Raw genomic sequence first — 25391 nt, forward strand, 5'->3', positions numbered from 1 at the left:
TGCCCGGTAGCTACGTTCGGATGGGATAACCGCTGAAAGCATCTAAGCGGGAAGCCTACCTCAAGATAAGATTTCCCCTAAGAGCCGTTCAAGACTAGGACGTTGATAGGCAGGGTGTGGAAGCGCAGCGATGCGTGTAGCTAACCTGTACTAATTGCTCGATCGGCTTGACCATACAACACCCAAGTGGTTTGTATTGTCTAGTTATAACGATTTTATATCATACTTGCTAATGCAAGCTTGATTCAGTCATACCGCTTAATATAAGCAAAGCTCAACCCAAATACTTTTAGACTCATATCTATACCCCCTTTGCTGACGACAATAGCAAGACGGAACCACCTGATCCCTTCTCGAACTCAGAAGTGAAACGTCTTAGCGCCAATGGTAGTGTGGTTCGCCCATGTGAGAGTAGGTCATCGTCAGCTCCCTATACCCTGATTAGCCCCAACTAACTATGTTAGTTGGGGCTTTTCTTTGCCTATAGTTTCGTATTCCTAGCTCCAAATAAAAAAGCCCCCAGTGCTGACGCACCGGGGGCTTTGTCGTATATTTAATTGCTTAAACGCAATCCATCCCAACCTTCCTTTAAAAAAGGAAGGAGCAATCTTAATAGGGTTTCATGCAGTAGTTTAATTGCTTAATGGGCGTAGTCAGGCTAAGGTAAGGAGTGAGGTGGTCTTCTTTAACGATGCACTGCTGATAAAGGGGGAATGACAATGTTCTCTAAACGATATTCACTGTTACGCGTTAGCCTGTATGGTTTTATACTGACGCTACTGCTCAATTTAATGATATATGGATTTACTGACACACCTTCTGCTGTCTTCTTTTCTATTAAATGGCGCTACTTATGGCTACCTATTTATCTCGCTTGGCTGGTTTTTGCGGCTATAGGGCTGGTTAAAGTGTTTAAAAAACAGCTGGCTGAGTTAATCGATGAATTATATGGGCGCTAGCCGTTGTCTAGCTCAAAGCTATTCGTGCTTTTCGCATGACAATAATGTGTGCGATTAGCAATAGCATCCTGTTTCAAATCAACTTCTTGATTAAATTAAGCGATAAAAAAACTTTCTTTTCGATGGTTCGTAGTGCTTGAATATTTTTTCTCATATGCATGGGCCAAGCTCCTAATTGTATAAAAATATAGTTGCTGTAAACGCTTAGTTATAGTCGGTAGCGCTATTATTTGCCTGTACAATATAGAGCTCCACTATTTCCTATTAATCGATATTAATTATCTAACAAATTATTTATAGTTGTAGAATAGTCAATGAAGTGTTTTTATTGATGCATCTATAGTCAATCCTTTTTAAAACTGGTGCTTTGCGAGTCACTGATATAAATTTTCTGGCTAGAAGTCATTATATGACTGAGGCAGACGCAAACTTATATCAGTGACTCTGTGTCAAATCTTGAGTAGACTGACTATATATTGTTGATTAGTGATATTAGTGCTAAATTCGAATCATTAAAATTTTATATGTCAGTTAGATATTATAAAGTATTCTAAAGAAAGGAAGTTGTATGGCTAATTTATTAGATTGGAACACTTTAGGTCATAAGGTTAAGTCATATCTAGACCCTGAGAATGGTATTGATACTGAACAAAAAGCCTTCCCAATTTTAATGGTATCCTCATTATTAGGAGTTTCAGATGAAGAAGCTGAAGACTCTATAACTGATGGTTCTAAAGATCGCGGAGTTGATGCTGTTTTTATTGATGATAGAGATGGTCGTAATGCATTACATGTATTTCAATTTAAATATGTGAATACGTTTGAAAATACTAAAAAGAACTTTCCAAGTGGTGAAATTGACAAGTTAGTATCATTCTTTGATGACCTCCTAGATCTCAATAAGTCGCTAGAAAATACTTGCAACCCTATATTGTGGAATAAAGTGAAGGAAATGTGGGTTGCGTTAGATAAGCCAAAACCTTCAATTGAAGTTCATTTTTGCGGTAATACCTTGCCAATGCAAGCTGGGGAAAGAGACCGAGCTAATGCGGCCTTAGGTAAATTTAAGTACTTTAACGTTCATCATCATAGTCTTGACTCTATTGTCGAGATGTTTGTTGATAAAAAAACTGCGACGATTAACAACCAGATTCAAGTGGTGGATAAAGATTATTTCGACCGAACAGATGGTAGTATCAGGGGGTTGATATGTACTGTAGAAGCAGCCGAATTAGTGAGAATTATCACGGATCCTGAAGATCCTTCAATAGTACAAAAAGAAATATTTAATGATAATGTACGCGTTTATTTAAGTCGTACGAATAAGATTAATAGGAAAATTATTGAGACTGCCCTTTCTGAAGACAATCCACTATTTTGGTATTTGAATAATGGTATTACTATAACCTGTGATTCTTTCTCATACCCTAAAGGAAAACGTGCGCCAATTGTAGAACTTAAAAACATTCAAATTGTAAATGGTGGTCAGACATCAAATGCTCTATTTGAAGCAAGTCAAATTGCACCAGAAAAGCTAGACGATGTTTTAATACTAATTAGAATAATCGAGACGAAATCTCAACCCGTGAGCTTAGCCATAGCTGAATCTACAAATAGCCAAACTCCTATTAAGAGTCGTGATTTACGCTCAAATGATTATATTCAGAAAAAGCTAGAAGAAGCTTTTGAAAGTATGGGCTTGTTTTATGAAAGAAAGTTGAGCCAACATTCGGATAAGCCCAAATCTATCCGTATTGATGCTTTAACAGCAGGACAAGCACATTTAGCATATGGTCTTGAGTTGCCAGAAGTAGCAAAAAAGGATAGAGGTAGAATATTCTCAGATCTTTACGATCAAGTTTTTACTGACGAGTTAATTGTAGATGAATTGTTATGTTCATTGAAAATATTAAATTCAATTGAATCTATTAAGAAAAGTTTACAATCGGCTATTAGGAAACAAGAAGAGTTCGATACTGAACTGTTGTTTCTAATTGATGGAGCGTATCATGTTTTATTTGCTGTAGCTCAAATATGTGATGAAAGAGGTATAGATAGGCTTAATTATGAAGAAGCTATTAAGCTAGTTCCTGTAGCTTTAAAGTATGTTTCAGAGTTAGTGAAATATACTCAAGGAAAAGATGAATCATTTTCATTTAATAGATATTTCAAAGATGCAAAAACGAAAACAAAAATTGCTTCTTATATTCAAAACAAGGAAGGAAAAAATGTGTAATAAGATTAAGCATAAATTCTCAAAACACAATAGCTGACACTTATTTTGTCAAAAAATGATAAAAAAATGGTTTTTTATTTATAATTACAGTAGTGGTCATAAATAGCTCCTTTTCTAAAAGAATCTAAGCCTTAAATCCTAATGAATAACTAATTAACTGACTAATCCAACAATATTTAGTATCTAGCAGTACAGAATAAAAAAACCCAAGCTATCTATTTTGAGATAACTTGGGCGTTGAGAAAATGCTGAGTCGCTAGTATAGGCTAAGCAATATCCTGTAAATGCTGCACAACATCCAACCCATCTCTAATCTGCGCCCTAGTCGGTGAATGCCCCAAGCGGATTAGCTCACCAATCGCTATGATATCTTTATCATGCGCTAAACCACTAGCAGCAACGACCTTAGCATCATCACTATCATCGTTAAAGTAAAACTCTACGTAGTTAAGCTCATTGGGATTGCCGCGAAGTATGGCATGTGCTGTGGTCTCAGCATGACCAATATAGCGAAGGCTCTTACCAAACTGCTGGGTCCAAAAGAACGGCACCCGCTCATCAAAAGCTCTGACTTCGATAGCATCATTGCCTTGATTCAAGATGTTTTCGGCAGCGATCATGCCGTGCTGTAAGGCTACACGCCAATGTTCGATACGCAGTTTACCCAAGACGCTATTGGTATTAGCAATATCCCCTAGGGCGTAAGCACCTTGCTCAAGCATAAGGTTGGCTGAGACATTCACCCCCGCTCTCGGGTCTTTCTTAGTCGTCTGAATCACTTCTACTCTAGGTTTTACGCCTGTACCCATTATTACGACATCAGCGTCAATGGTCTTACCGGACTTTAAGGTGACGCCTGCTACTTTACCTGCCGAACCGGTAATCTCATTGACCGCGGCGCCCATCTGAAAAACTACTCCATGAGACTCATGCAACTGTTGTAAGCCAGCACCAACTTGCGGTGAAATGATATTGTTCATGACACTATCACTCATGCCTATGACTGTAATAGAAGCCGTGGTGCCGCGCTGCGACAGACTGGCTGCCGCTTCCATACCGATAAATCCGGTACCTATAATGACCACCTTCTTATTATCAACCGCTTCGGCAATGGTTTTAGCATCACTAAAAGAGTGCATCACATAGACGCCATCCAGCTCGACACCTGCGATAGGTGGTCGCTGCGCAGCGGCACCGGTAGCGATAATTAAATAGTCTGCACTGAGTTGCTCACCATTATCCAAAGTCACTTGTTTGGTTTCAGGATTAATCTCGTTAGCTTTAGTATTTATCCGTAGCGCTACTGAGTTTTTTTCTGCCCATGAGCCACCACCGAGGAGCAGTTTATCTTCGTCAATATTGCCAGCCAGATACATTTTTGAGAGTAGGGGACGGTTATAAGGCGCATGGTCATCCGCGCTAATCATGGTAATGTTACCGGCATAGCCTTGGGCGCGTAAATGGGTAGCCGCCATAAAGCCTGCGCCACCACCGCCAATGATTAGGGTATGAGTATCTTGTTGCTGCGAGTCAGGAGTTTTGAATTTAATGGGTTTATCAAAGTGGACGATTTTATTATCAGGATTAGCCGCGTCATCTTCAACTTCATAACGCTCTAGCCCATTGATGGCTAAAGGCTCGAGCAACTCCCCAGTTTGTGCATCAAAAGTGGCGTGATGCCACGGGCAAATAATACGCTTGTCACAGCGCAGCCCATTGCCTAAATCTGCCCCTGCATGAGGGCATTTGCCTTGCATAGCAGTGACTTGATTACCATCACGAGTAACGAGAATAATCTGCTCATCTTGATGAAAAGAGGTCATCCCACCATCGGGGATATCTTGTAGTTGAAAGCGAATTGTTGACATATACCATCCTTTGGCTAGTGGCTTATTCGAGTGATTGGCTAAGAATTTAGAGCGTTACAGTTAGCGGGAAGTCTGTGCATTTAACATAAAAAATTTTTAAGTATCAATTATTTGTATTGATTGAACTTTATGCTTAGAGCTGAGATATTGATTAAATTATCTTCCATTTCATCATAGCAGTTGCGACAGGTGTTGCAAATCATAAAACACATCTCTACCACGGTTAGACGGCAAACGGTTTACTTAACAAGCTGGTCAATGACACTAGCTAAAACGCTACCAAAGCCTCTATAAATAAAAGGGCGATTTTGCTATGGTAACTGTAGGGGTATTGAAGCCGCCCCAAAACCAAATTTATAAACTATAAAGGAAAAAATAATGACCACAGCTACAGTTACTTATCAGGGCGATCTGCGCACGCAATCCATCCATCTACAGTCTAACAATCAGATTATTACTGATGCCCCGACCGATAATCATGGCAAAGGGCAAGCCTTTTCACCGACGGATTTACTCGCCAGTAGTTTGGGCAGTTGTATGTTGACGATTATGGGGATTAAAGCCGACAGCATGGATTTGGATATTAGTGGCACTACCGCTGAGGTGACCAAGGTTATGACCGCTGAGCCGCGCCGAGTCAGTGAAGTTCATATAGATATTCAATTTCAGCAATCCTTTGATGAGCGCACACAAAAGGTACTGGAGCAAGCCGCGCTAAATTGTCCGGTTGCCAAAAGTGTCCATCCTGATATTCAGCAAGTGGTGAGCTTTCATTACGCTGAGCAGTAATCATGAAAACGCTACTCATAATCACCCATGCTCCCTCAGAGAATACAGAAAAGTTAGCCAATGCCGCTAGCAAGGGGGCTGGGCATCCAGATATTGACGTCAAGGTAATTTGTAAGCGGCCACAAGATACTGAGCCTGAAGATGTGCTGCAAGCCGATGGCATACTATTAGGCACCACTGAAAACCTTAGCTATATGGCGGGGCTGACCAAGGATTTTTTTGATCGATGTTACTATCCGGTTTTAGAAGAGAAGCGAGGCCTGCCTATAGCCGTCTATATCCGTGCAGGTTTTGATGGTACTGGCACTAGGCGAGCGCTTGAAACTATTTTTACCGGGTTACGGTGGCAATTGGTCCAACCTATCATGGTACTCAAAGGCAGTTGGCAAGACGACTTTATTGACGAGGTAGAAACGCTAGCGATGACCTTGGCGGCCGGGGTAGAAGCGGGGATGTATTAAAGTAAGGTTGGAGCAGTGCTTGTAGAGGCGGGGGATAACGCTATTTTTATAGCCAAACTGTAATTAAATCATAGGCGAGAATCAGATCATAGGCGAGGCATGAGTCATTATGAGCAATTTAAGCAATAACGGTATTCACGCACAGCCGGCACTGCCTTATTCACAGGCTTGTGAAAATAATAAATTTCCTATTTTAGAAAAATTGCGCTTCCATTTTGCTGATGCGACGCGGGTATTAGAGATAGGCTCAGGGACGGGTCAGCATGCCGTTTATTTCGCAGAGCACCTGCCGCATTTGCAATGGCAGACCAGTGATGTGCTGGCCAATCATGATTGTATTAATGCTTGGGTTAGTGCTTATCCCTCAGCGAATTTGCAGCGTCCTATTCTCCTAGATTTGCAGCAACCTATTGAGCTAACCCAGCAGTATGATGGCGTATTTACGGCCAACACTTTACATATTATCGCTTGGGAGCTGGTCGAAGCTATGTTTGCCTTAGTCGCTAATACACTGCCTAAAAACGGTAAATTTGCTGTCTACGGGCCCTTTAAATATGAGGGAAAATTTACTAGTGCTAGTAATGAGCAGTTTGATAACAGCTTACGTCAGCGTGATAATCATAGTGGCATTCGTGATATAGAAGCCATCATCTGTCTGGCGAAATCCAAGCAATTACAGTTGCTAACCGATGAAGCTATGCCGGCTAAAAACCGTTTTCTAGTGTTTATTAAAAGGTAAGATAAGAATATAGTTTATAGGATGTTGATTTTGCTGCCTTCTTTAATCCACCATATATCCTAACCTAAAAGGCTTTCTAACTGTATTTCCTGCAAACTAGCAATAAAAAACCTGAAATTTTTCAGTAAATCCTCATAAAAACTTAACCAAATATACACATCTTCTCAGCCAACTTAGATTATGATAATTAAAGAGACAATAGCGGCTTAGGTCAACTATTGTTTTAAGTATGCCTGAATTAAGACTTTCCCTGAAGTTAAAGTAATTTTAGAAAAATAAAACTAATAAATTGATTTATCTTAATAGATTTTATTAGGGGCATTTTATTATTATCAGCATAAGCTGTACCTACATTAACTTTAACCCCTCCCAATAATTAACCAGCTAGGATGACATGATGAAAACAGATATTGATCATAATGACCCAGCCAAAAACATGAACATGACTGCCGGTAACGGCGGTGAAACCCATCAACGTGCCGATGATGATGCGCCTGTATTAACCACTCAGCAAGGCGTGGCTATCTCGGATAATCAAAACTCTTTAAAAGCAGGTCCACGTGGTCCGTCACTATTAGAGGACTTTGTACTGCGTGAAAAAATCACCCATTTTGACCATGAGCGTATTCCAGAGCGTATTGTCCATGCGCGTGGCTCTGCCGCACACGGTTATTTTGAACTGACTGAATCACTAGCAGAATATACTACAGCGAAAATTCTGACTGAGACTGGCAAGCAAACGCCACTGTTTACACGCTTCTCAACTGTAGCCGGTAACAAAGGCTCAAAAGATACCCCACGTGATGTGCGCGGCTTTGCCGTAAAAATCTATACGGATGAGGGCAACTGGGATATCGTCGGTAACAACATGCCGATTTTCTTTATCCAAGATGCCATGAAGTTCCCAGATTTGGTACATGCAGTTAAGCCTGAGCCAGATCGCGGCTTCCCGCAAGCGGCTTCAGCACATGATACCTTTTGGGATTTTGTGTCATTAAGCCCAGAAACTATGCACAACGTCATCTGGTTGATGAGTGACCGTGCCTTGCCACGTAGCTTACGCATGATGGAAGGGTTTGGTATCCACTCGTATCGCCTAATTAATAAAGACGGTAAGAGCACCTTTGTACGTTTCCATTGGAAGCCAGTACTGGGTGTGCAATCAACGACTTGGGATGAGGCAGTTAAAATCTCTGGCGCCGATCCTGATTACCATCGCCGTGACCTTTTTGAATCAATCAATGCCGGTGATTTCCCAGAGTGGGAATTTGGTGTGCAGTTATTTACAGAAGAAGAAGCAGATAAGTTCCCGTTTGATCACTTAGATGCGACCAAACTGATTCCAGAAGAATTAGTCCCAGTGAAAATTATTGGTAAAATGGTATTGAACCGCTATCCCGATAATTTCTTTGCGGAAACTGAGCAAGTTGCTTTTTGCCCATCGCATCTGCCACCAGGTATCGACTTCAGTAATGACCCGCTACTCCAAGGGCGTCTGTTCAGCTATCTAGATACGCAGCTGTCACGTTTAGGCTCACCAAACTTTGCGCAGATTCCAATTAACGCACCAAAATGTCCGTTTGCAAACAATCAGCAAGATGGTCATATGCAAATGCAAGTACCAAAGACTCGCGTACTTTATGAGCCACAAAGCTTGGAGCCTACCCGTCCTCGTGAGAGTGCTAAGCGTGGTTTTGCGTCGTTCCATGAGCAGTTGGATGATGGTGTCAAAGGCCGCGTACGTGCTGAGAGCTTTGCCGATCATTATAGCCAACCACGCATGTTCTATCTCAGCCAAACGCCAGAAGAGCAAGCGCATATTGCTTCTGCCTATGCTTTTGAGCTGGGTAAAGTAGATACCGCTCATGTGCGTATGCGTATGTTAGGTCATCTGGTGAATATCGATAAAGACTTGGCCAATAGAGTAGCGAACGCGTTAGGTATGGATCTGCCAGCAGCTATCGAGCCTCGTGCGCCGATACAAGACTTACCAGAGTCACCTGCCGTGCAGACTATCGGTCTGAGCCCAGAGACGCTAAAAGGTCGTATGATTGGTATCTTAGTGGCTAAAGGCTCTAGTCGTAGTGAGATAGAGAAGTTTGAAAAGGCGGCAAAAGATGCTGGTGCTAGCGTGAAAATCGTTGCGCCGGGCAGAGAAGTCATCTTGGATGACGATACTCGTATCGAAAGTGCTGAGCGCATCGCAGGAGCCCCGTCAGTGTTCTTTGATGGCGTCGTTAGTATCATCATGCCTGACCAAGCGAAAAAGCTCGCTAATGACAGCTCAACGCTAGATTGGTTCAATGATGCCTTTAATCATTGTAAAGCCATTGCTTATTGCCCAGCTACCGAAGAGCATATCTTAAGCAAACTACCGATTGAGAAAGATGAGTTTGTTACACCACTAAGCGAAGTGGACACGTTTATCGATAATGCGAAGACTCGTTTATGGTCACGTGAGCCTAAAGTCCGTGATTTAGCGTAAGCTTTATCCTAGCAGTCAGTCTATTGTAATTAGCGATTGCTATTAATTTTATATAAAGAGAACCCAGCCTAAGCGCTGGGTTTTTTTATGGACGATAGAAAAGCTTCGCTATCAAACCAAGACGAAGGGTATCACTATATTAGCGTCAGTAAACTTACGGGTCAGTAAGAGTGCTTAGCTTTAGCCCGTAACTCCCTTACCATGATGAGTATAAGTTTAAGTTTACAAATGTATTTTTAATAAAAGCAGCCAAAGCTATAGCTATATCAAGGAAGATTATGGACTTAATAGAGATCGTGGGTATAGAGGGCTATATTCAAACGATATATATGGCGGTATATCCTGACAAGCTATTATTGCTAGACGGAGGGTGCCGTACGGATGTGGCTAAAGTACTGGACTACATCAAGGATACTCTAGGGCGCCCAGTCACGGATTTGAAAGTCGTAGTGGTCACTCATATGCATCCGGATCATGCGGGCGGGGCAGTGCTATTACAGCAAGCAACAGGCTGTCTCATTGTCTCAGCCGACAAGGAAAAACCTTGGTACTTTGGTCAGGCCGGCCGCGATTTACAAATGATCGATATCGGGTTGTCACATTTCGTAGCCAGTCGCCAAGGTAAAGGGTTTGAGCCGCTTTGGTACGATCCTGTGTTAGTGCCCGATGTTGGGGTCAAAGAAGGGGATAAAGTACCGGAGTTTGCGGACTGGGAAATTTTGGAGACTCCCGGGCATACCGACCGTGATTTAACCTTATGGCATCGACCCAGCCATGTTATGTATACCGCTGATTTAATTTTACGGATTAAACAAGGCTATATCGCACCTTATCTCATTACTTTGCCTGACGCCTATAGACGCTCTGTAGAAAAAGTAAGAGCTTTAGCCCCTAAGGAAGTATTATTTGCGCATGGAGGGAGAGGGGCACTAAAAGATAAAGTGTATTTGGATTTGATAAGAAGGACGCCTAAGGAGCCGCGTACGGTCTACCACACCCTGCAACATACCTTTATGCGCTAGTAGCAACCATGATTAGTTTGATAGGTGTGAGAGCGATGCTAGGGATTTCAGGTGGGTTATTAGTAGCTTAGCTACATCACCTCACGCTAAACCAGTAGGATAAATACTTTACCCATAAAAAAACCCGCTACATCATTTGATATAGCGGGTTTCGAATTTGGTGGACCGACCGCGACTCGAACGCGGGACCAATTGATTAAAAGTCAACTGCTCTACCAACTGAGCTATCGGTCCTGAGAAGCGTGTAAAAAAAGCACTGCTTTTTTAGCTTCGCAAGTAATATTTCCTTAAAGGGAAATATTTGGTTCTTACAGCGTTAAAAAATTGCATGACAATTTTAGCTCTGCAAGTGAAACTTCCTTAAAAGAAAATTCCGGGGTCACGTTATTAACTATCACTAGCGGTTAACGTGAGAGCGTATTATACGTAACCGAAATAATAATGCAAGCAAAGTATTCAAATAATGGCAAAAAAACTGCTAATTTAATGCTTAATAGCCTATATTTTAATTTAGGGTCACTAATTACCTAGCGTAGCTAAATCAACCAAAGCGAATACCTGATATAAATACTAGCACAATGCGGAACAGTACTAAAAGAAAAAACCCGCTACATCAAATAGATATAGCGGGTTTTTGAATTTGGTGGACCGACCGCGACTCGAACGCGGGACCAATTGATTAAAAGTCAACTGCTCTACCAACTGAGCTATCGGTCCTGAAGAGCGTATAAAAAAAGCACTGCTTTTTTAGCTCTGCAAGTAATATTTCCTTAAAGGGAAATATTTTGCTCTTACAGCGTTTAAAATTGCATGACAATTTTAGCTCTGTAAGTGAAATCTACTTAAAGTAAATTTCTATAACTTCGACATAAAGCGTACTAAATATCAAAGCTTTAAACCACGTTAGAGCGTTACTGAACCCCTTAACGTGAGAGCACATTATACGCATCAGAAATGAGAAAGCAACCCCGTATTTTAACTTTTTACGTATTTTTTACATTTTATTGGTCATTATTAGCGAGGTAGCTAGCTAGTGAGTACTGACCGATAAAGGCTTGATTAAGTAAAAAGTGCTCTCAATAGGGTGATTAATCGCGTGATAATGCCTCTACAGGGTCCAATCTAGCGGCGTTGCGTGCCGGTAAGAAGCCAAAGACCACCCCGATTAAGGTAGAGCAGACAAAAGCTGCAATGATGGAAGTGGGGGAGTAAATCACTTGAAAGCTATCGGAGCCAATGCTATTAATTCCTTCACCAATCATAAAGGCTAGCAAAACCCCTAGGCTACCGCCTAGGATACACACTAGCACAGCCTCAATTAAGAACTGCTGCATGATATCGCTTTGGCGCGCCCCGACTGCCATGCGTACGCCAATCTCGTTGGTACGCTCCGTAACAGAAACGAGCATAATATTCATTACGCCAATGCCGCCCACAATCAAGGAGATGATAGCAATTGATGAGATGAGCAAAGTCATCGTAGTGGTCGTGGCTTCGATAGTCTGACGAATAGAGTCTGAGTTGCGAATCCGGAAGTCATCGGTACCGTGACGGCCCTCAATCAGCTTAGAGATAGCCGTCTCAGCCGCGCTGGAGGAGATTTCATTATCAATCAAAGCGACAAAGCGATCGATATAGGCGGTGCCTTGAATACGGGACATCATGGTGGTGTAAGGCATATAAATCGTTGGCGCATCACTCGAAGGACCGAAACCTGCTGAATCGTTAGGCTCTAAAATGCCTATAACGCGTCCAGGCACATTGCCGATGAGCATAACCTCACCGATAGGATCAGGCGTATCGGCAAAAAATGTCTTTTTGGCGTTATTATCAATAATGATGTCTTGCGTGCGGCGCTCGATACTCTGCTCATCAAACCCTTGACCGGACGCTAGCTTTTCGCCCGTCACTGCCAGATAGTCTTTGCCGACACCACTCACGCTAGCCGACTCTTGAATACTGCGATAGCGGACGCTAGTATTAGTATCCAATTGCGGACTCACGCTGACGACGTAGGGCTGGTCTGCAACGGCTTTGGCATCTTCTGGGGTCAAGCTGTCATCATTGTACTGACGGCGCGGATCGCCATAGGGATAGCCATCCATGACGGTGATGGTGTTGGTACCTAACGAGCTAATATTCGATAAGATTTGCTCTTGTGAGCCTTTACCTAAGCCTACGACCGAGACCACCGAAGCAATACCAATGATGATACCTAGCATGGTCAGGACGGTGCGCATTTTATGGGCGCGCATCGCCAAAATAGACATTTTAAAGGCTTCGCTTAACCGGTCGATAAAGCCCGCAAGCTGCCCTTTTTGATTGCTCGCTAAAATATTCGCTGGGGTAGGCTTTTCGGTAGCATGAGCAGCCAGATGCTCCTCATTATGATAATCGGCAATGATATGACCGTCTTTTAGCTCGATGACTCTTTCTGCTTGCGCCGCGATATTCGGATCATGGGTGACCATAATGATGGTATGGCCCTGCCGGTTGAGGTCTTGCAGAATTTGCATGACATCTTCGCCCGACTTGCTGTCCAGGGCTCCCGTGGGCTCATCCGCCAAAATGACATCGCCACCATTCATCAGGGCGCGGGCAATAGAGACGCGCTGCTGCTGACCACCTGAGAGCTGGCTTGGGCGGTTACCGACTTTATCTTCAAGTCCCAAATCGCCTAATAAACGCTCGGCGCGCTCCGTACGAGCCTCGCCATCCATCCCCGCATAGACTGCCGGTACTGCGACGTTATCACGAGCATTAATATCCCCCAGCAAATGATAGCGCTGAAAAATAAAACCAAAGTGCTCACGGCGGAGTTTAGCTAAATCATCGGCGTCTAAGCGCTCAACCGGTTGGCCATAGATTAGATAACGGCCTGCGTTGGCTTTATCCAAACAGCCTAAGATGTTCATCAGGGTCGACTTACCTGAGCCGGACTGACCGATGATGGCCACCATCTCGCCGCGATAAATCGTGAGGTCGATACCGTGCAACACGCGGATGCGCTGCTCGCCGGCAGGGAACTCTCTGATGATGCCCGTAAGCTCCATAATGGGCTCGCCTTTATGAGGCGGTGGGCTAGTAGGTGGGTCTAAACGGCTAGCAGGCTCACTGGTGGCCAAGTAAGCAGACGAATCGGCTACAGGCGCAGCATGAACTGGCGAATAAGGGCTGGTCATGGCAATCTCTTAATCAAAGCGTTCTGGTAATCGAAGCGTTCTTTTTAGCAAAATCTTACTAATGGCGACCGATACCGTTTAATAATCACAGCGGCTATGCCTGAATATCTAGCGGGTAAAGGTCGCAGCAGTAAGGGAGGCGGTAGGGATAACTAGCATCCAAAGGCTGACTTACATACCTGGTGGACGACGACGTTGGCCACCCGCACCTTTACTAGGGCCTTCTTCTCCGATAATCACAGTTTCTCCCGCTTGCAAGCCACTTAAGATTTGCGCATCGACACGGTTATCGATACCGACTGTGACCGCTCTGTCCTCTACACTACCATCAGCATTGAGCACCCGCACAAAGCGCTTCTTACCGGCCGTACCTTCTGCTTTATCATTACTGCGCTCACCTCTACCTTGTTTGGCATTGCCTGACTTATTACGTTCCCCTTTTGCGCCTGTAGATTGTGCTTTAGCCTCAGCCCCATCGGAGGATTTACCTGCCCCGCGGCCTTGCATACTAGGAGTATTTTGTAGCGCGGAAGAGGGGACTAATAAAGCGTTTTTCGCTTGGTTGATAACGATAAAGACCTGCGCGGTCATATCAATACGAAAGCGTCTCTCTGGATTAGGCACTTCGATATAACCGACATAATAGATGGCAGAGTCAGCGGCGCTACTGGTGCTGATATTCTCAGGAGCTGGTTCGATAGCGGTTAATACAGCGTCGTACTTTTGATCTGGGTCGCCGATAGTGTTGAAATATACGGGCATACCAGCTTGCACATTAATAACGTCAGCTTCAGAGATTTGCGCATTGATACGCACGGTGGATAAGTCGGCTAGAGTTACAATAGTGGGCGCAGATTGATTGGCGTTAACGGTCGCGCCTTGCTCAGTTGTGACCGACACTACCGTACCATCCATAGGGGCACGAATCGTGGTGTAGCCTAAGTTTTCTGAGGCTGTGTTTAAGTCGGTTTGTGATTTCTGTAGGCCCGCTTCGTCACTAGCAATATTGGATTGAGCGGTAACTAAGGCGGCTTTAGCGTTATCAATAGCGGCTTGCGCGGCGACCACATCCGCTTCAGCTGAAGCCACTTGTACCGCAGCAGAGTCATATTCTTGCTGCGAGATAGCGTCAATAGCTACCAAAGACTCGAGACGACCGAAGTCAACACGCGCCTGCTTTAGCGCCACTTGTTTGCGGGCTAAATCGGCGTAGGCACTATTGAGACTGGCTTGACGACTGCCATAGTCCGCTTTAGCGCTCTGTAGGCCAGCACGGCTCTGTGCAAGAGAAGCTTGTTGATTGGACAGGTTATTCTTTTGGGTGACCTGATCAATTTGCGCAATTAGGTCGCCTTTTTTGACTTGGTCGCCCACTTTGACGTAGAGCTTTTTGACCTCACCCGATACCTGTGCCCCTACATCGACGGTATTTAACGCCTTGACCTTACCTGAGGCCATGACGTTATTTTCGACCTCGCCCAGTTTGGCGGTGGCGGTGATGTAGTTGGGTGTTGCTTCCTTAGGTTTAAACTTGCTATAGGCCAGCGCCCCTAAGGCGATAACGATGAGGGCGATGATGCCCCATTTAATAGCAGATTTCTTGCTCACTTTGCGCATTATGACAATCCAATTTCAATCGACTCAAATGCAATTATAGTAATGGCTTAGCCATGAAAAGTGAATGGTAATTAGTTTGCGAAAGGTTAAGTGTAATGCGGAAATCTATCTTAGGTGGGGGAGTTGAAGGGGGTAAAGCTAGCAAAAAGGGATGATAAGCTTGAGGTTAATGACTTTAGCGAGCGTTAAATAAGCGCGTGCCTGATAAAAATAGCGCGGCCTGTAATAACAGCTCCCAAGCGGGTTGGCGGATGACGCCTTTGATAGCTTGGTCACAGCGGAATAGTAAATCAGGCCACTGCGCCACGTCATCCCGACTTTGCCGACGGCAGGCCGATTGATACAGCGATTGTTTATTGCGCCAAATACCGATAGCTTGCGGGTCTTGGCCTTCCATCAGCTGCGCCACTAAGCGCATGTCTTTAGAGATGGCCCATAACACCAGGGGCGTGGGCTCATCGGTAGCACGCAGTTGCGTGATAATCTTAGTGACTTGTGCAGCGTTGCCGGCGAGCATGGCATCGGATAAATCAAAAACGCTAAACTGAGCATTACTGACTAGCGCGGCTTGTAAGTCATCGATTCCTAAAGATAGGCTGCCTTGCTCTACCAAAGTAGGCGCAAACAGATACGATAAGCGCCAGAGCGTCTGATAGGCGCTAAGGAGGTGGTGTTCCGTGTGGGACATTAGCAGTTGCCAAGCCTCATTAGACAGCTGCAGGCCAAACTGCTGCGCTCTAACCTGCAATATCTGCTGACGTTGCTGCTCTTGATACAAGTTGCAGTCAATCACATGACCCATCTGGGCAAAGGGCAAAAACCACTTAGCAGTTTGCGAGCGTTTATCGACCTTGGTGGTTAGCCACAATAGGCTGTTGCTATTGCCGCCCGCTTGCGCCTCTTGGGCAAAGCGCTCTAGCTCGGCCAATACCGCTTTGTCGGGTTTATGATTACCGGTGACAATGACCGCTGAAGCATCATCGAACAAGGAGAGACTGCCAAGCTCGCTCAGCACCTCTTGCCAAGTCTTGACCGACACCAGCTCAACACGAGTTATCGCGTAGTTCTGCTGTTGCCACAGTGCTCGCAACGCATCGAGAAACCATTGGCTCAGCAATGGCTCCTCCCCATGCGCCAACCATAACCCAGCGACATTAGTATCGGCCGGGCTTTGTTGTAGACGGGGATAAGCGTTGAGAAAAGAGTCTTGCATAGCTTAAGGCGTTACCTATTGGGCGGGTGGCTTGTCGGCAGGTTACTTGACAGTGGTTTGCTTGTCAGTGGGTTGCTTAATTAGAGTAGCAGTCGCTGCGGACGTCTTGGGCATATTTAGCGCGATATATTGATCGGTAATGCGGCGCGCTAGACTTTCATACAGCCACTCTTTAATTTGCACACCCTGCTGGTCTTCAGTACTGACCGAGGCCGCATTGTACTGATAACTGCGCTCGACCTGAATAGGGTTGGTAACTTGGGTGATTTCCCCATTACTATGGCGAATCTGATAGGTGACATCAGCGCTAATCACCTGACGAATCTCAGTCAAAACCCCGACCAACTCATACTTCTTAAAGCGCACATCACTCACTTTGATAGCTGAGTTATATTGCCCAGATTTTAAGACGTCTTCCTTGCCTTCCTCTAATAACGATAAGGCGTCGACAACATGGGTGCCTAAGGCTTGCAAGCGCTTGATTAGAGGACGCTTTAGCAAGAAAGTTGCCCGATCGTCATCGATGATTAAGACCGTATCAGTATTAGCAATCTGCAACGGCGTATCGTAGCCTCGCAGCTGAAAGCCGCAACCGCTAAGAGCAGTGCCCAGTAGCGGTGCTGCAATCAGAGCGACCAAGAAAGGCCGCTTGCAGGCTGCGATTGGCGCAACAAGGGCAACCAACCGTGAGGCAGACAAAGAAGAAGCGCTACGCATTAGCCGACCACCACAATGTTGACGAGTTTATTCGGTACGACGATTTCTTTTTTGATTTCGCCGACCAAGAATTTTTGGACACTTTCAATGGCTTTGGCTTGCGCTTTGATGTCTTCCGCGTTGGTGCCTGGGGCGACTTCCATCTTGCCACGCACCTTGCCATTGACCTGCACGACCATAGTAATACTGTCTTGTACCAAAGCGGCTTCATCCACGACTGGGAAAGTCAAAGTCGCGGTGTCATAGCCTAACTGCTCGAGGATTTGCTCGGCGATATGCGGGGCATAAGCGGCCAACATAATTAGCAAATCAACCAAGGCCTCGGTCTTCACTGCTAAGCCTAGCGCGCTATCGCTCTCTTGGCTGCTGTCATAGCTGCCCAGCTCATTACCCAACTCCATTAAGCTAGATACTGGCGTATTTAAAGCTAAACGCTCACCCAAGTCTTTATCGATTTTGGCGATAGTCTCATGGGCTTTACGGCGTAAGTTTTTGCCCGCTTTGCTTAGATTAGTCGTATCGATGTTGCTAATGATATCGCTAGCTTTCACGCCCGCTTGCTCTAGAGTCTGAATATGCTCTTGGCTAATGCGCCAGACTTTTTTCAGGAAGTTATACGGGCCTTTTAACGCATCGTCTGACCACTCTAAGGTCTGCTCAGCAGGGGCGGTAAATAGGGTGTAGAGACGTACGGTATCCGCGCCATATTCGTCAATGGTAATCTGCGGGTCAATGCCGTTATTTTTCGACTTAGACATCTTTTCAATCTTACCGATTTTCACCGGTTGACCATCAGATTTCAGCGTTGCCTTAATAGGCTGACCTCGGTCGTCAAACTCGATATCAACATCGTGCGGGAAGTAGTAAGTGGTGCTGCCATCGGCATTTTCGCGTAAGAAAGTTCCCGCCAATACCATGCCTTGGGTCATCAAATTAGCAAACGGCTCATTCCCTGACACCAAACCTTCGTCACGCATCAACTTATGGAAGAAACGCGCATAAAGTAAATGCATGACCGCATGCTCAACACCGCCGACATACTGGTCGACCGGCAGCCATTTATTGGCCGCTGACTTATTGACCATGTTGTCGCTATCATGCGGGCTAGCAAAACGGGCGTAATACCAGCTTGACTCTACGAAAGTATCGAAGGTGTCGGTCTCGCGCTCGGCATCGCTACCACATTTAGGACAAGTAGTATTGACAAACTCAGGGATGTTCTTTAGCGGGTTACCACGACCATCTGGCACGACGTCGGTTGGCAATTTAACTGGCAAATCAGCTTCATCAACAGGCACCGTACCACAATGCTCACAATTGACCATTGGGATTGGGCAACCCCAATAGCGCTGGCGCGATACGCCCCAATCACGCAGACGGTACTGAATCTTTTTAGAGCCGAGCTCTTGTGGCTCAAGTTTGGCTAGCATCGCCTCAAAAGCCTGGTCAAAGTCCATACCATCAAACTCGCCAGAGTTGACTAGCGTATTGCGCTCGGTATAAGCACCGACTTCGCCATCTGTACTAGTATCATTAGCGGTATCAAAATAGCCGGCTGGAATATTAATAACTTGCTTGATCGGTAAGTTATATTTTTTCGCAAATTCAAAGTCACGCTCATCATGCGCAGGCACGGCCATAACAGCACCAGAGCCATAGCTCATTAGCACATAGTTGGCGACCCAAACTGCAATCTTTTCACCGGTCAAAGGATGGGTCACGGTCAAGCCAGTGTCCATACCCTTTTTCTCAGCTTTAGCGATATCAGCTTCCGCGACGGACCCTTGTTTGCATTCGTTACAGAATTGCGCAATAGCTTCGTTACGCTCAGCGGCATATTGGGCTAGCGGATGCTCAGCAGCGACGGCCACATAAGTCACGCCCATTAAGGTATCGGGACGGGTAGTAAACACGTCTAAAGTATTGGTTTCGCCTTCCAAATCGTAGGGGAAATGCACTTCCATACCCGCACTGCGACCGATCCAGTTGCGCTGCATGGTGATAACTTCAGGAGACCATTTGCCTTCTAATTGGTCCAAATCGTCCAATAGCTCATCGGCATAGCTGGTGATATTGAAGTAATACATCGGAATATCGCGTTTTTCGACCGGAGCGCCACTGCGCCAGCCTTTACCATCGATGACCTGCTCATTCGCTAGGACTGTATTGTCTACCGGATCCCAGTTTACGGTCGCAAGTTTTTTATAGACGAGGCCTTTTTTATACAACTGTAAGAATAACCACTGCTCCCAGCGATAATATTCAGGCGTACAAGTGGCAAACTCACGTGACCAGTCGATAGATAGACCCAGCAACTTCAGCTGCGCGCGCATATTGTCAATATTGGCAAACGTCCACTCAGCTGGCGGCGTTTGATTGGCAATAGCGGCGTTTTCTGCGGGCAGACCAAACGCATCCCAACCCATAGGCTGCATAACATCATAGCCTTTTAAGCGGTAGTAACGGCTTAACACATCAGAGATTGTATAGTTACGCACGTGGCCCATGTGCAGCTTGCCACTCGGGTAAGGGAACATCGACAGCATATAGCGGGTAGGCTTGTCCGACTTGTCATTGCTGACTTCATAGCGGGCATCGGCCTCCCATTTGCTTTGCTGGGCAGCTTCAATAGTTTGCGGATTATATAAGGTATTGTCTTGCATATCTGAGGTGCTATCGGCTTGCATGTCGTTACTCATAGTGGCTAAAGGGCTCAAGGAAAAGGGGCAGGGGAGCGAAACCGTAATATCGGGATTTCACTAGCCTATAAACACAAAAAATTTAGATACGCTAGGATAGCGTAAATCGGGATAAATTGCGATGGTGAAGCGATAAGATGCCGCTCTGACACCCCCAAGCTTAGTTACTAATTCAAGCTTAGTTGCTAATTGTGGCAGGGTCGGCAATACTCGTAGCCATAAAATTTTGCAGCAATTTATAATGTTCGTTTATCCCCTCTATTTATCAGGCCCATTAACTAGTTTCATTTATTACATCCCTAAGGAGTCAATATGACCATCGCTATCTACGGCATCAAGTCTTGCAACAGTATGAAAAAAGCCTTTACTAAGCTGGATGAGCTCGGCGTCAATTACGAGTTTCACGATTATAAAAAACAAGGCATTGATAAAGACAGTGTGGGGCGGTGGGTAGACCGCTTAGGACTAGATAAAGTGTTGAATAAGCGCGGTACGACTTGGCGTAAATTAAGCGATGAGGAGAAGGCCGCAGCGGATGCCGATCAAGCTACTGCTATAGAGCTTATGCTAGCCAATACCAGTATGATCAAACGCCCGCTAGTAGAAGGCGAGCTAGGGGATAAGGCCGTCTTGTTTTGTGGTTTTGATGAAGCGGAATTTGATGCGATTTTTGGTTAAGGACAGACTAAGTAAATACTAAGCTAAAGCTACTTAATGACGAATTATTGAGAAAAATAGTAATGCAGGTCAGTAAGTTAGCATTGGCTAGGCGAGTATAAAACACCCTCAGGTTGTCACACAAAACCATAAGACTTTATGGATAATTGTCTTATGATGAAGTAGTAGAGGTTAACTTACTCATTAGACGGCTCACAGCTAGTAGTAAAGATTAGCCTAATTATGGACATAACAATACTAACAAGGATAGCGCTATGAAAAAGCTTTTAGTCACCACCTTGCTCGCCACTTCTGCCCTGCTGATGACTTCAGTGCAAGCCGCAGAACCTTCTACCAAAGTCACTTTTGCCAAAAATAGCTACTGTGGTAGCTTTTCCGGTAATATCAAAACCGGTAAGACTTTCCGTCTTTATTTAGCGGCCAATCAGAATCTAGTGATTCGTAATGTTGGTGATGATCAAATCAGCGTGGCGTATGTCTCAGGCCCTAAGGGCCGTCTCGATGGCGACCGCGAGCAAGATGAGACCTCTTACTATACGCAGAATAAAGGCAATCACTATATGAAGATTTTTGGGAATAGTAACCATAGCTCAGTAGAATTTTGTGCTTATTAAGCCGCTAAATAGGCAGTATGTTATTTAATAAGAGTCTGCTGTTGAATAAAAACTACGCTGTTCGCTAGCGAAGCTGTTGCATAAAAAAGGCCTACGTCATTTGCTGATGTAGGCCTTTTTGCAGGGCATAGGAGGAGGATTAAGTTGATGGCTTTAGAATCGAAGCTCGGGCTTCCAGAGGCCGAGGATAAAGTAAACTAGGCTGGCGAGCCAAATAATGAGCACGTACATGCGGATTTGCTCAGCAGTCCAGTCTAGGGCTAGCCAATCAATAAAAAACCAAGCCTTCCAACCAGCTACCCATCGGGCGCCGCCATAACCGATAATCCACCAACAATAGAGACTATGGCAGATAAATAGCGTACACCAAATCCAGAGTGCCATAACTTATCTCATCACCAATACTTGTCTAAAACTATTATAAGCGTGTGGTATAAGCTGAGTCCCGGTTAGCTTAACGCTGCGTCAAGATCGCGACTGATTAAGGTACCGACCCCTTCATTCGTAAAAATCTCTAATAAAGTCGCATTAGGCACACGGCCATCAACGATGACAGCACTTTTTACACCACTACGGACGGCATCGAGGGCACATTGAATCTTCGGAATCATACCGCCAGAGATAACGCCTTCCTTTATTAATTCGTCCACTTTTTTAGGGGTGAGGCCAGTCACAACTTCGCCATCTCTGCCTAAGACGCCTTTAATATTGGTCAGCAGTAGTAATTTCTCGGCTTGCAAAAACTCAGCGACTTTACCAGCGACTAGGTCGGCATTAATATTATAAGTGTTGCCTTCGCTATCTACCCCCAGTGGTGCAATGACGGGGATAAAGTTGGAATTAATCAGCATCATAATCACTTCTTTATTGACGCTGACCACTTCACCCACATAGCCCAAATCGACTTCTTTGACGTTACCTTCGGCGTCGGTCTTATTCATTAGCAGTTTTTTGGCTTGGATTAAGTTGGCATCTTTACCCGTTAGGCCGATAGCCCGGCCGCCATGCTTGCTGATTAGGCTCACGATAGACTTGTTAACGCTGCCGCCGAGAACCATCTCTACCACGTCCATAGTGGCTTTGTCAGTAACGCGCATGCCATCGATACGATCGGACTGACGCCCCAACTCTTTCAATAAGTTATCCACTTGCGGGCCACCACCATGCACGACGACGGGATGTAAGCCGACGGTCTTTAGCAATACGATATCGCGTGCAAACGAGCTCTCTAAAGCTGGGTCTGTCATCGCATTGCCGCCATATTTAACGACGATAATCTTGTCTTCAAAGCGCTGAATATAAGGCAGGGCAGTGGTTAGGACTTCGGCTGTGGTTTTGGCTTCGGCAAAGTTTAGCGACATAATAGACTCACGCAGGCAGGGTTGTAGTTGGGAGGGAGAGTAAGAGTAGCTTTGGGCTTAAGGTATAACAGGTATTTTGCCAGCTAGCAGACGTCATAAGGGAACTAGGACAGCTAGTCGCAAAAAGTGAGGGTATTTTAACCGCTTGGACGTATCTTGGCTATCTCATCTGCCAATCCACCGTCAATATGTTGGCATAATGCTACAAAACGCTGTTGGATAGCATGCAAATCTGCCATGGTATTGCCCGCAAAGCGCACGGTAATGCTGTGGCTGGTGTTGGAGGGACGAATGACGCCAAAGCCCGTAGCAAAATCCAAGCGAATACCATCGATACAGGTGAGACGGGTATTGCTCGGCAGGCCCATGCTATTAGCGTCTGTGAGCGTGGCAGACTGCCCTTGATTGGCTAGTAATAGGTTGAAGTCATTGGGGCAACAGGATATAAGCTGATGGCATAAACCTGAGAGCTTTTGTAAGACTGACTGCTGTTGAGTGCCGGTATATTCAACCCGTGGCAAAGGCAAATAGACATCAGGGGTATTGACCATGCTCGGCAGGCGCGCCACTATAGCGGCCAACGATAGAGGTTGGCGGCTTAACCAGTTCAGTAATCTGACCCCGGCATACATCGCATCATCGTGTAAGACGAAATAACCGTCGTTAAATAAGAAATGCCCGGACAGCTCGCCGGCAAATATCACCTGATTATCGCCAGCCTGTAGCGTCTTGCGCATGATGCTGCTGCCCGTCTTGCTCATCTTAGGTTGCCCGCCAATTTGGTCAATTAACATGGGCAAGTGGTGCGAGCATTTCACGTCGAACAGTACGGCAGGACGGCTATCAGAGCTAGGCTCTGATTTGTGGTCTAGGTTCGAGTCAGTGTTCGCAGAAGATGTGGGCGTTGCTGAATACTGTGTAGACTTTGGGTCACGCTCAATAATAGCAATCTGGGCTAACAGATAGAGCAAATGGTCGGGTGCCACGATATGACCCTGCTCGTCTACGACCATCAAGCGGTCGCCATCGCCATCAAAACCAAATCCGATAGCGGCTTTATGATTAATAACGGCTTGTTGTAGCTCTTGCAGACGTCCGGATTCAGTAGGGTCGGGATTGCCTTTAGGAAAAGTGCCGTCAGGGGTATCGTTTAGTACTATGACGTCGCTACATAGCTCAGAAAATTGCGCAAATAGCCCATGAGCAAAAGCGCTGGTAGCGCCATTGAGGCAATCAATAACGACCTTAAAGGGGGTATGTTGAATAGGGGACTGCGGGCTAGCCGGTTGCTGGGTTTGCTGAATATAACGTAACGCTGTGGCCATGCCGGTAAAGTAGGTATCGGCTATGGTAGCGGTATTAAGCGTACACGGAAATAGCAGGTCTGCTCGACAGGAGGTGTCTGACTCTAGGCCGTCTGATTTTAGGGTGTTTGGCTCTGCGGTATCTGAGTATGGGGGGACAGGATTAGTCAATGTAGCCACAGCCGCGGAGTTAGCCTGCTGCAATAATGCTTGATAGAGCGCCATGATATCGTCACTACTGGGCGACTCGCCATTCCATAACCACTTAATACCGTTAATATTAACCGGTGAATGGCTGGCGGTAGCAATAATGCCATAGCCATCGTATTGATGCGCCCAAAACGCCATAATTGGGGTAGTGACCATGCCTAACCAAACGCTAGCAATCCCCGCGGCTTGCAAAGTCTGGAAAAACTGTTGGGCAATAGCTTTACTACCGTCACGAACATCATGGCCTACCACTATAGTGTTAGGTGATTCTTTCAATAATTGTTCAGTAAATACTAGGCTTAAATCCCGTACAAAATTATCGGTAAACAACGCACGCTCGCCACGAATATCGTAGGCTTTGAATAAACAGCGCTGAGACGAATAAAGTTGAGTAGGCAAGATAGAGATCCCTAAGACAATCCACTAAACGATTTATATTAAAGCAAATTCGGAAACATTGTGTTGCAATTTCAATGCTATCTAATTAATTTAAACGCTATTAGCCCTAAGGTCAATAAAAAATCAGTTTTGGTCGGGTTTTGCTAATTTAGTATTAGTAGTTAAGCAGGGATTAATCCACCCTATCACTGATTAATCCCTGCTGAAAAATCAGCATTTAGCTAAGGGTTAAAATAAAAGCTAAGCTAAAGTCTTGCTAAGACTTACTGACGGCCTGAATGACCAAAGCCACCAGCACCGCGGGCACTCAGGTCACTAAACTCTTCTACCACATCAAAAGTAGGGCGGACGACCGGAACGACCATATATTGCGCCATACGCTCAGCCGGCTGTAGGATGAAATCCATATCACTACGGTTCCATACGCTGACCATTAATTCGCCTTGATAATCGGCATCAATTAGCCCAACTAAGTTGCCCAACACGATACCGTGCTTATGGCCTAAACCTGAACGAGGTAGGATAATACCGGCGTAATTGGGGTCAGCGATATAGACGGCAATGCCTGTACCAATTAATTGGGTCTCTCCCGCTTTAATAGCGATAGGTTCGTCGATACAGGCGCGTAAATCGATAGCGGCAGAGCCATCGGTAGCGCGAGTAGGTAACGGAAAATCAGGGTCAGTACCAATTTTTGGGTTAAGAATTTTGACTTGAACGCTGTTCATAAAGATATCCAATTTAAAAAATGAAAATATAAGAGTAAAAAGTATTACTGTGAAAAATATAAGCACAAAAAGAGCTTAGTAAGAAAAAAACTAAACGAAAAAAGCAAAAT

Annotated in this window: 18 protein-coding genes, 2 tRNA genes and 2 rRNA genes; 10 read left to right on the plus strand and 12 right to left on the minus strand. The window is 45.1% G+C overall.

Going from position 1 to position 25391, the window contains the following annotated elements; genetic code table 11:
* From ACZ2XM_RS00005 to ACZ2XM_RS00015, 3 genes are all read left to right on the plus strand, one after another.
* Positions 1-175: ribosomal RNA gene (locus ACZ2XM_RS00005) — 23S ribosomal RNA — on the plus strand; the annotation flags it as partial.
* Positions 176-314: 139 nt separating this feature from the next.
* Positions 315-428, plus strand: a 5S ribosomal RNA gene (gene rrf / locus ACZ2XM_RS00010).
* A gap of 1099 nt (positions 429-1527) precedes the next feature.
* Positions 1528-3195, plus strand: coding sequence for an AIPR family protein (locus tag ACZ2XM_RS00015; RefSeq protein ID WP_490588192.1), 1668 nt, complete (start codon positions 1528-1530; stop codon positions 3193-3195).
* Between the two features lie 266 nt (positions 3196-3461).
* On the opposite strand, the gene ACZ2XM_RS00020 is transcribed toward ACZ2XM_RS00015, so the two are convergent.
* Entirely contained in the window at positions 3462-5063 is a 1602-nt protein-coding gene (locus tag ACZ2XM_RS00020) for an FAD-dependent oxidoreductase (protein WP_490588191.1), read from the minus strand.
* 378 nt (positions 5064-5441) lie between these two features.
* Here ACZ2XM_RS00020 and ACZ2XM_RS00025 point away from each other — a divergent pair, with 378 nt between their 5' ends.
* The 5 genes from ACZ2XM_RS00025 (at position 5442) to ACZ2XM_RS00045 (ending at position 10559) form a co-directional block, all read left to right on the plus strand.
* On the plus strand, positions 5442-5852 hold the full coding sequence (locus tag ACZ2XM_RS00025; RefSeq protein ID WP_490588190.1) for an OsmC family protein: 411 nt from the start codon (positions 5442-5444) through the stop codon (positions 5850-5852).
* A gap of 2 nt (positions 5853-5854) precedes the next feature.
* Complete coding sequence (locus ACZ2XM_RS00030) at positions 5855-6313, plus strand: flavodoxin family protein (protein ID WP_490588189.1); 459 nt, start codon at positions 5855-5857, stop codon at positions 6311-6313.
* A 109-nt stretch (positions 6314-6422) separates the two neighbouring features.
* Positions 6423-7052: a DUF938 domain-containing protein gene (locus ACZ2XM_RS00035; RefSeq protein ID WP_490588188.1), complete on the plus strand. Its 630-nt coding sequence runs from the start codon at positions 6423-6425 to the stop codon at positions 7050-7052.
* A gap of 436 nt (positions 7053-7488) precedes the next feature.
* Entirely contained in the window at positions 7489-9537 is a 2049-nt protein-coding gene (locus ACZ2XM_RS00040) for a catalase (protein ID WP_490588211.1), read from the plus strand.
* Between the two features lie 278 nt (positions 9538-9815).
* Positions 9816-10559 (plus strand): MBL fold metallo-hydrolase, encoded by a 744-nt coding sequence (locus ACZ2XM_RS00045; RefSeq protein ID WP_490588187.1) that lies wholly within the window; start codon positions 9816-9818, stop codon positions 10557-10559.
* Positions 10560-10717: 158 nt separating this feature from the next.
* Here the strand turns inward: ACZ2XM_RS00045 and ACZ2XM_RS00050 are convergent.
* The 7 genes from ACZ2XM_RS00050 to leuS all read right to left on the minus strand — a co-directional run bounded on the left by ACZ2XM_RS00050 (position 10718) and on the right by leuS (position 19987).
* Positions 10718-10793, minus strand: a tRNA-Lys gene (locus ACZ2XM_RS00050).
* 407 nt (positions 10794-11200) lie between these two features.
* Positions 11201-11276, minus strand: a tRNA-Lys gene (locus ACZ2XM_RS00055).
* Positions 11277-11647: 371 nt separating this feature from the next.
* Positions 11648-13612: a MacB family efflux pump subunit gene (locus ACZ2XM_RS00060; RefSeq protein WP_490588210.1), complete on the minus strand. Its 1965-nt coding sequence runs from the start codon at positions 13610-13612 to the stop codon at positions 11648-11650.
* A gap of 300 nt (positions 13613-13912) precedes the next feature.
* Entirely contained in the window at positions 13913-15358 is a 1446-nt protein-coding gene (locus ACZ2XM_RS00065) for a permuted SH3 domain-containing protein (RefSeq protein WP_490588186.1), read from the minus strand.
* 175 nt (positions 15359-15533) lie between these two features.
* Entirely contained in the window at positions 15534-16571 is a 1038-nt protein-coding gene (gene holA, locus ACZ2XM_RS00070; protein ID WP_490588185.1) for a DNA polymerase III subunit delta, read from the minus strand.
* Between the two features lie 42 nt (positions 16572-16613).
* Entirely contained in the window at positions 16614-17288 is a 675-nt protein-coding gene (locus ACZ2XM_RS00075; RefSeq protein WP_490588184.1) for an LPS-assembly lipoprotein LptE, read from the minus strand.
* On the minus strand, positions 17288-19987 hold the full coding sequence (gene leuS / locus ACZ2XM_RS00080) for a leucine--tRNA ligase (protein ID WP_490588183.1): 2700 nt from the start codon (positions 19985-19987) through the stop codon (positions 17288-17290). Before leuS ends, ACZ2XM_RS00075 begins: the two co-directional genes overlap by 1 nt.
* 312 nt (positions 19988-20299) lie before the next feature.
* Between leuS and ACZ2XM_RS00085 the strand changes: the two genes are divergently transcribed.
* Positions 20300-20665: a Spx/MgsR family RNA polymerase-binding regulatory protein gene (locus ACZ2XM_RS00085; RefSeq protein ID WP_490588182.1), complete on the plus strand. Its 366-nt coding sequence runs from the start codon at positions 20300-20302 to the stop codon at positions 20663-20665.
* 254 nt (positions 20666-20919) lie between these two features.
* Entirely contained in the window at positions 20920-21279 is a 360-nt protein-coding gene (locus tag ACZ2XM_RS00090) for a hypothetical protein (protein WP_490588181.1), read from the plus strand.
* Positions 21280-21432: 153 nt separating this feature from the next.
* Here the strand turns inward: ACZ2XM_RS00090 and ACZ2XM_RS00095 are convergent, their stop codons facing one another.
* From ACZ2XM_RS00095 to dut, 4 genes are all read right to left on the minus strand, one after another.
* Positions 21433-21663 (minus strand): hypothetical protein, encoded by a 231-nt coding sequence (locus ACZ2XM_RS00095; protein WP_490588180.1) that lies wholly within the window; start codon positions 21661-21663, stop codon positions 21433-21435.
* A 65-nt stretch (positions 21664-21728) separates the two neighbouring features.
* On the minus strand, positions 21729-22640 hold the full coding sequence (gene argB / locus ACZ2XM_RS00100) for an acetylglutamate kinase (protein WP_490588179.1): 912 nt from the start codon (positions 22638-22640) through the stop codon (positions 21729-21731).
* 137 nt (positions 22641-22777) lie between these two features.
* Positions 22778-24553 (minus strand): phosphomannomutase/phosphoglucomutase, encoded by a 1776-nt coding sequence (locus ACZ2XM_RS00105; RefSeq protein ID WP_490588178.1) that lies wholly within the window; start codon positions 24551-24553, stop codon positions 22778-22780.
* Between the two features lie 263 nt (positions 24554-24816).
* A complete protein-coding gene (gene dut / locus ACZ2XM_RS00110; protein WP_490588177.1) occupies positions 24817-25281 on the minus strand; it encodes a dUTP diphosphatase in 465 nt (154 codons plus the stop codon).
* Between the last annotated feature and the right edge of the window lie 110 nt (positions 25282-25391).

Source organism: Psychrobacter sp. CoH-33_TS_01 (genome assembly GCF_058189395.1).

Excerpts from the sequence above, each read along its gene's own strand:
- ACZ2XM_RS00015 (WP_490588192.1), top strand. The coding sequence starts at position 1,528 with ATGGCTAATTTATTAGATTGGAACACTTTAGGTCATAAGGTTAAGTCA.
- ACZ2XM_RS00020 (WP_490588191.1), bottom strand. The coding sequence starts at position 5,063 with ATGTCAACAATTCGCTTTCAACTACAAGATATCCCCGATGGTGGGATG.
- ACZ2XM_RS00025 (WP_490588190.1), top strand. The coding sequence starts at position 5,442 with ATGACCACAGCTACAGTTACTTATCAGGGCGATCTGCGCACGCAATCC.
- ACZ2XM_RS00030 (WP_490588189.1), top strand. The coding sequence starts at position 5,855 with ATGAAAACGCTACTCATAATCACCCATGCTCCCTCAGAGAATACAGAA.
- ACZ2XM_RS00035 (WP_490588188.1), top strand. The coding sequence starts at position 6,423 with ATGAGCAATTTAAGCAATAACGGTATTCACGCACAGCCGGCACTGCCT.
- ACZ2XM_RS00040 (WP_490588211.1), top strand. The coding sequence starts at position 7,489 with ATGAACATGACTGCCGGTAACGGCGGTGAAACCCATCAACGTGCCGAT.
- ACZ2XM_RS00045 (WP_490588187.1), top strand. The coding sequence starts at position 9,816 with ATGGACTTAATAGAGATCGTGGGTATAGAGGGCTATATTCAAACGATA.
- ACZ2XM_RS00060 (WP_490588210.1), bottom strand. The coding sequence starts at position 13,612 with ATGGAGCTTACGGGCATCATCAGAGAGTTCCCTGCCGGCGAGCAGCGC.
- ACZ2XM_RS00065 (WP_490588186.1), bottom strand. The coding sequence starts at position 15,358 with ATGCGCAAAGTGAGCAAGAAATCTGCTATTAAATGGGGCATCATCGCC.
- holA (WP_490588185.1), bottom strand. The coding sequence starts at position 16,571 with ATGCAAGACTCTTTTCTCAACGCTTATCCCCGTCTACAACAAAGCCCG.
- ACZ2XM_RS00075 (WP_490588184.1), bottom strand. The coding sequence starts at position 17,288 with ATGCGTAGCGCTTCTTCTTTGTCTGCCTCACGGTTGGTTGCCCTTGTT.
- leuS (WP_490588183.1), bottom strand. The coding sequence starts at position 19,987 with ATGAGTAACGACATGCAAGCCGATAGCACCTCAGATATGCAAGACAAT.
- ACZ2XM_RS00085 (WP_490588182.1), top strand. The coding sequence starts at position 20,300 with ATGACCATCGCTATCTACGGCATCAAGTCTTGCAACAGTATGAAAAAA.
- ACZ2XM_RS00090 (WP_490588181.1), top strand. The coding sequence starts at position 20,920 with ATGAAAAAGCTTTTAGTCACCACCTTGCTCGCCACTTCTGCCCTGCTG.
- ACZ2XM_RS00095 (WP_490588180.1), bottom strand. The coding sequence starts at position 21,663 with ATGGCACTCTGGATTTGGTGTACGCTATTTATCTGCCATAGTCTCTAT.
- argB (WP_490588179.1), bottom strand. The coding sequence starts at position 22,640 with ATGTCGCTAAACTTTGCCGAAGCCAAAACCACAGCCGAAGTCCTAACC.
- dut (WP_490588177.1), bottom strand. The coding sequence starts at position 25,281 with ATGAACAGCGTTCAAGTCAAAATTCTTAACCCAAAAATTGGTACTGAC.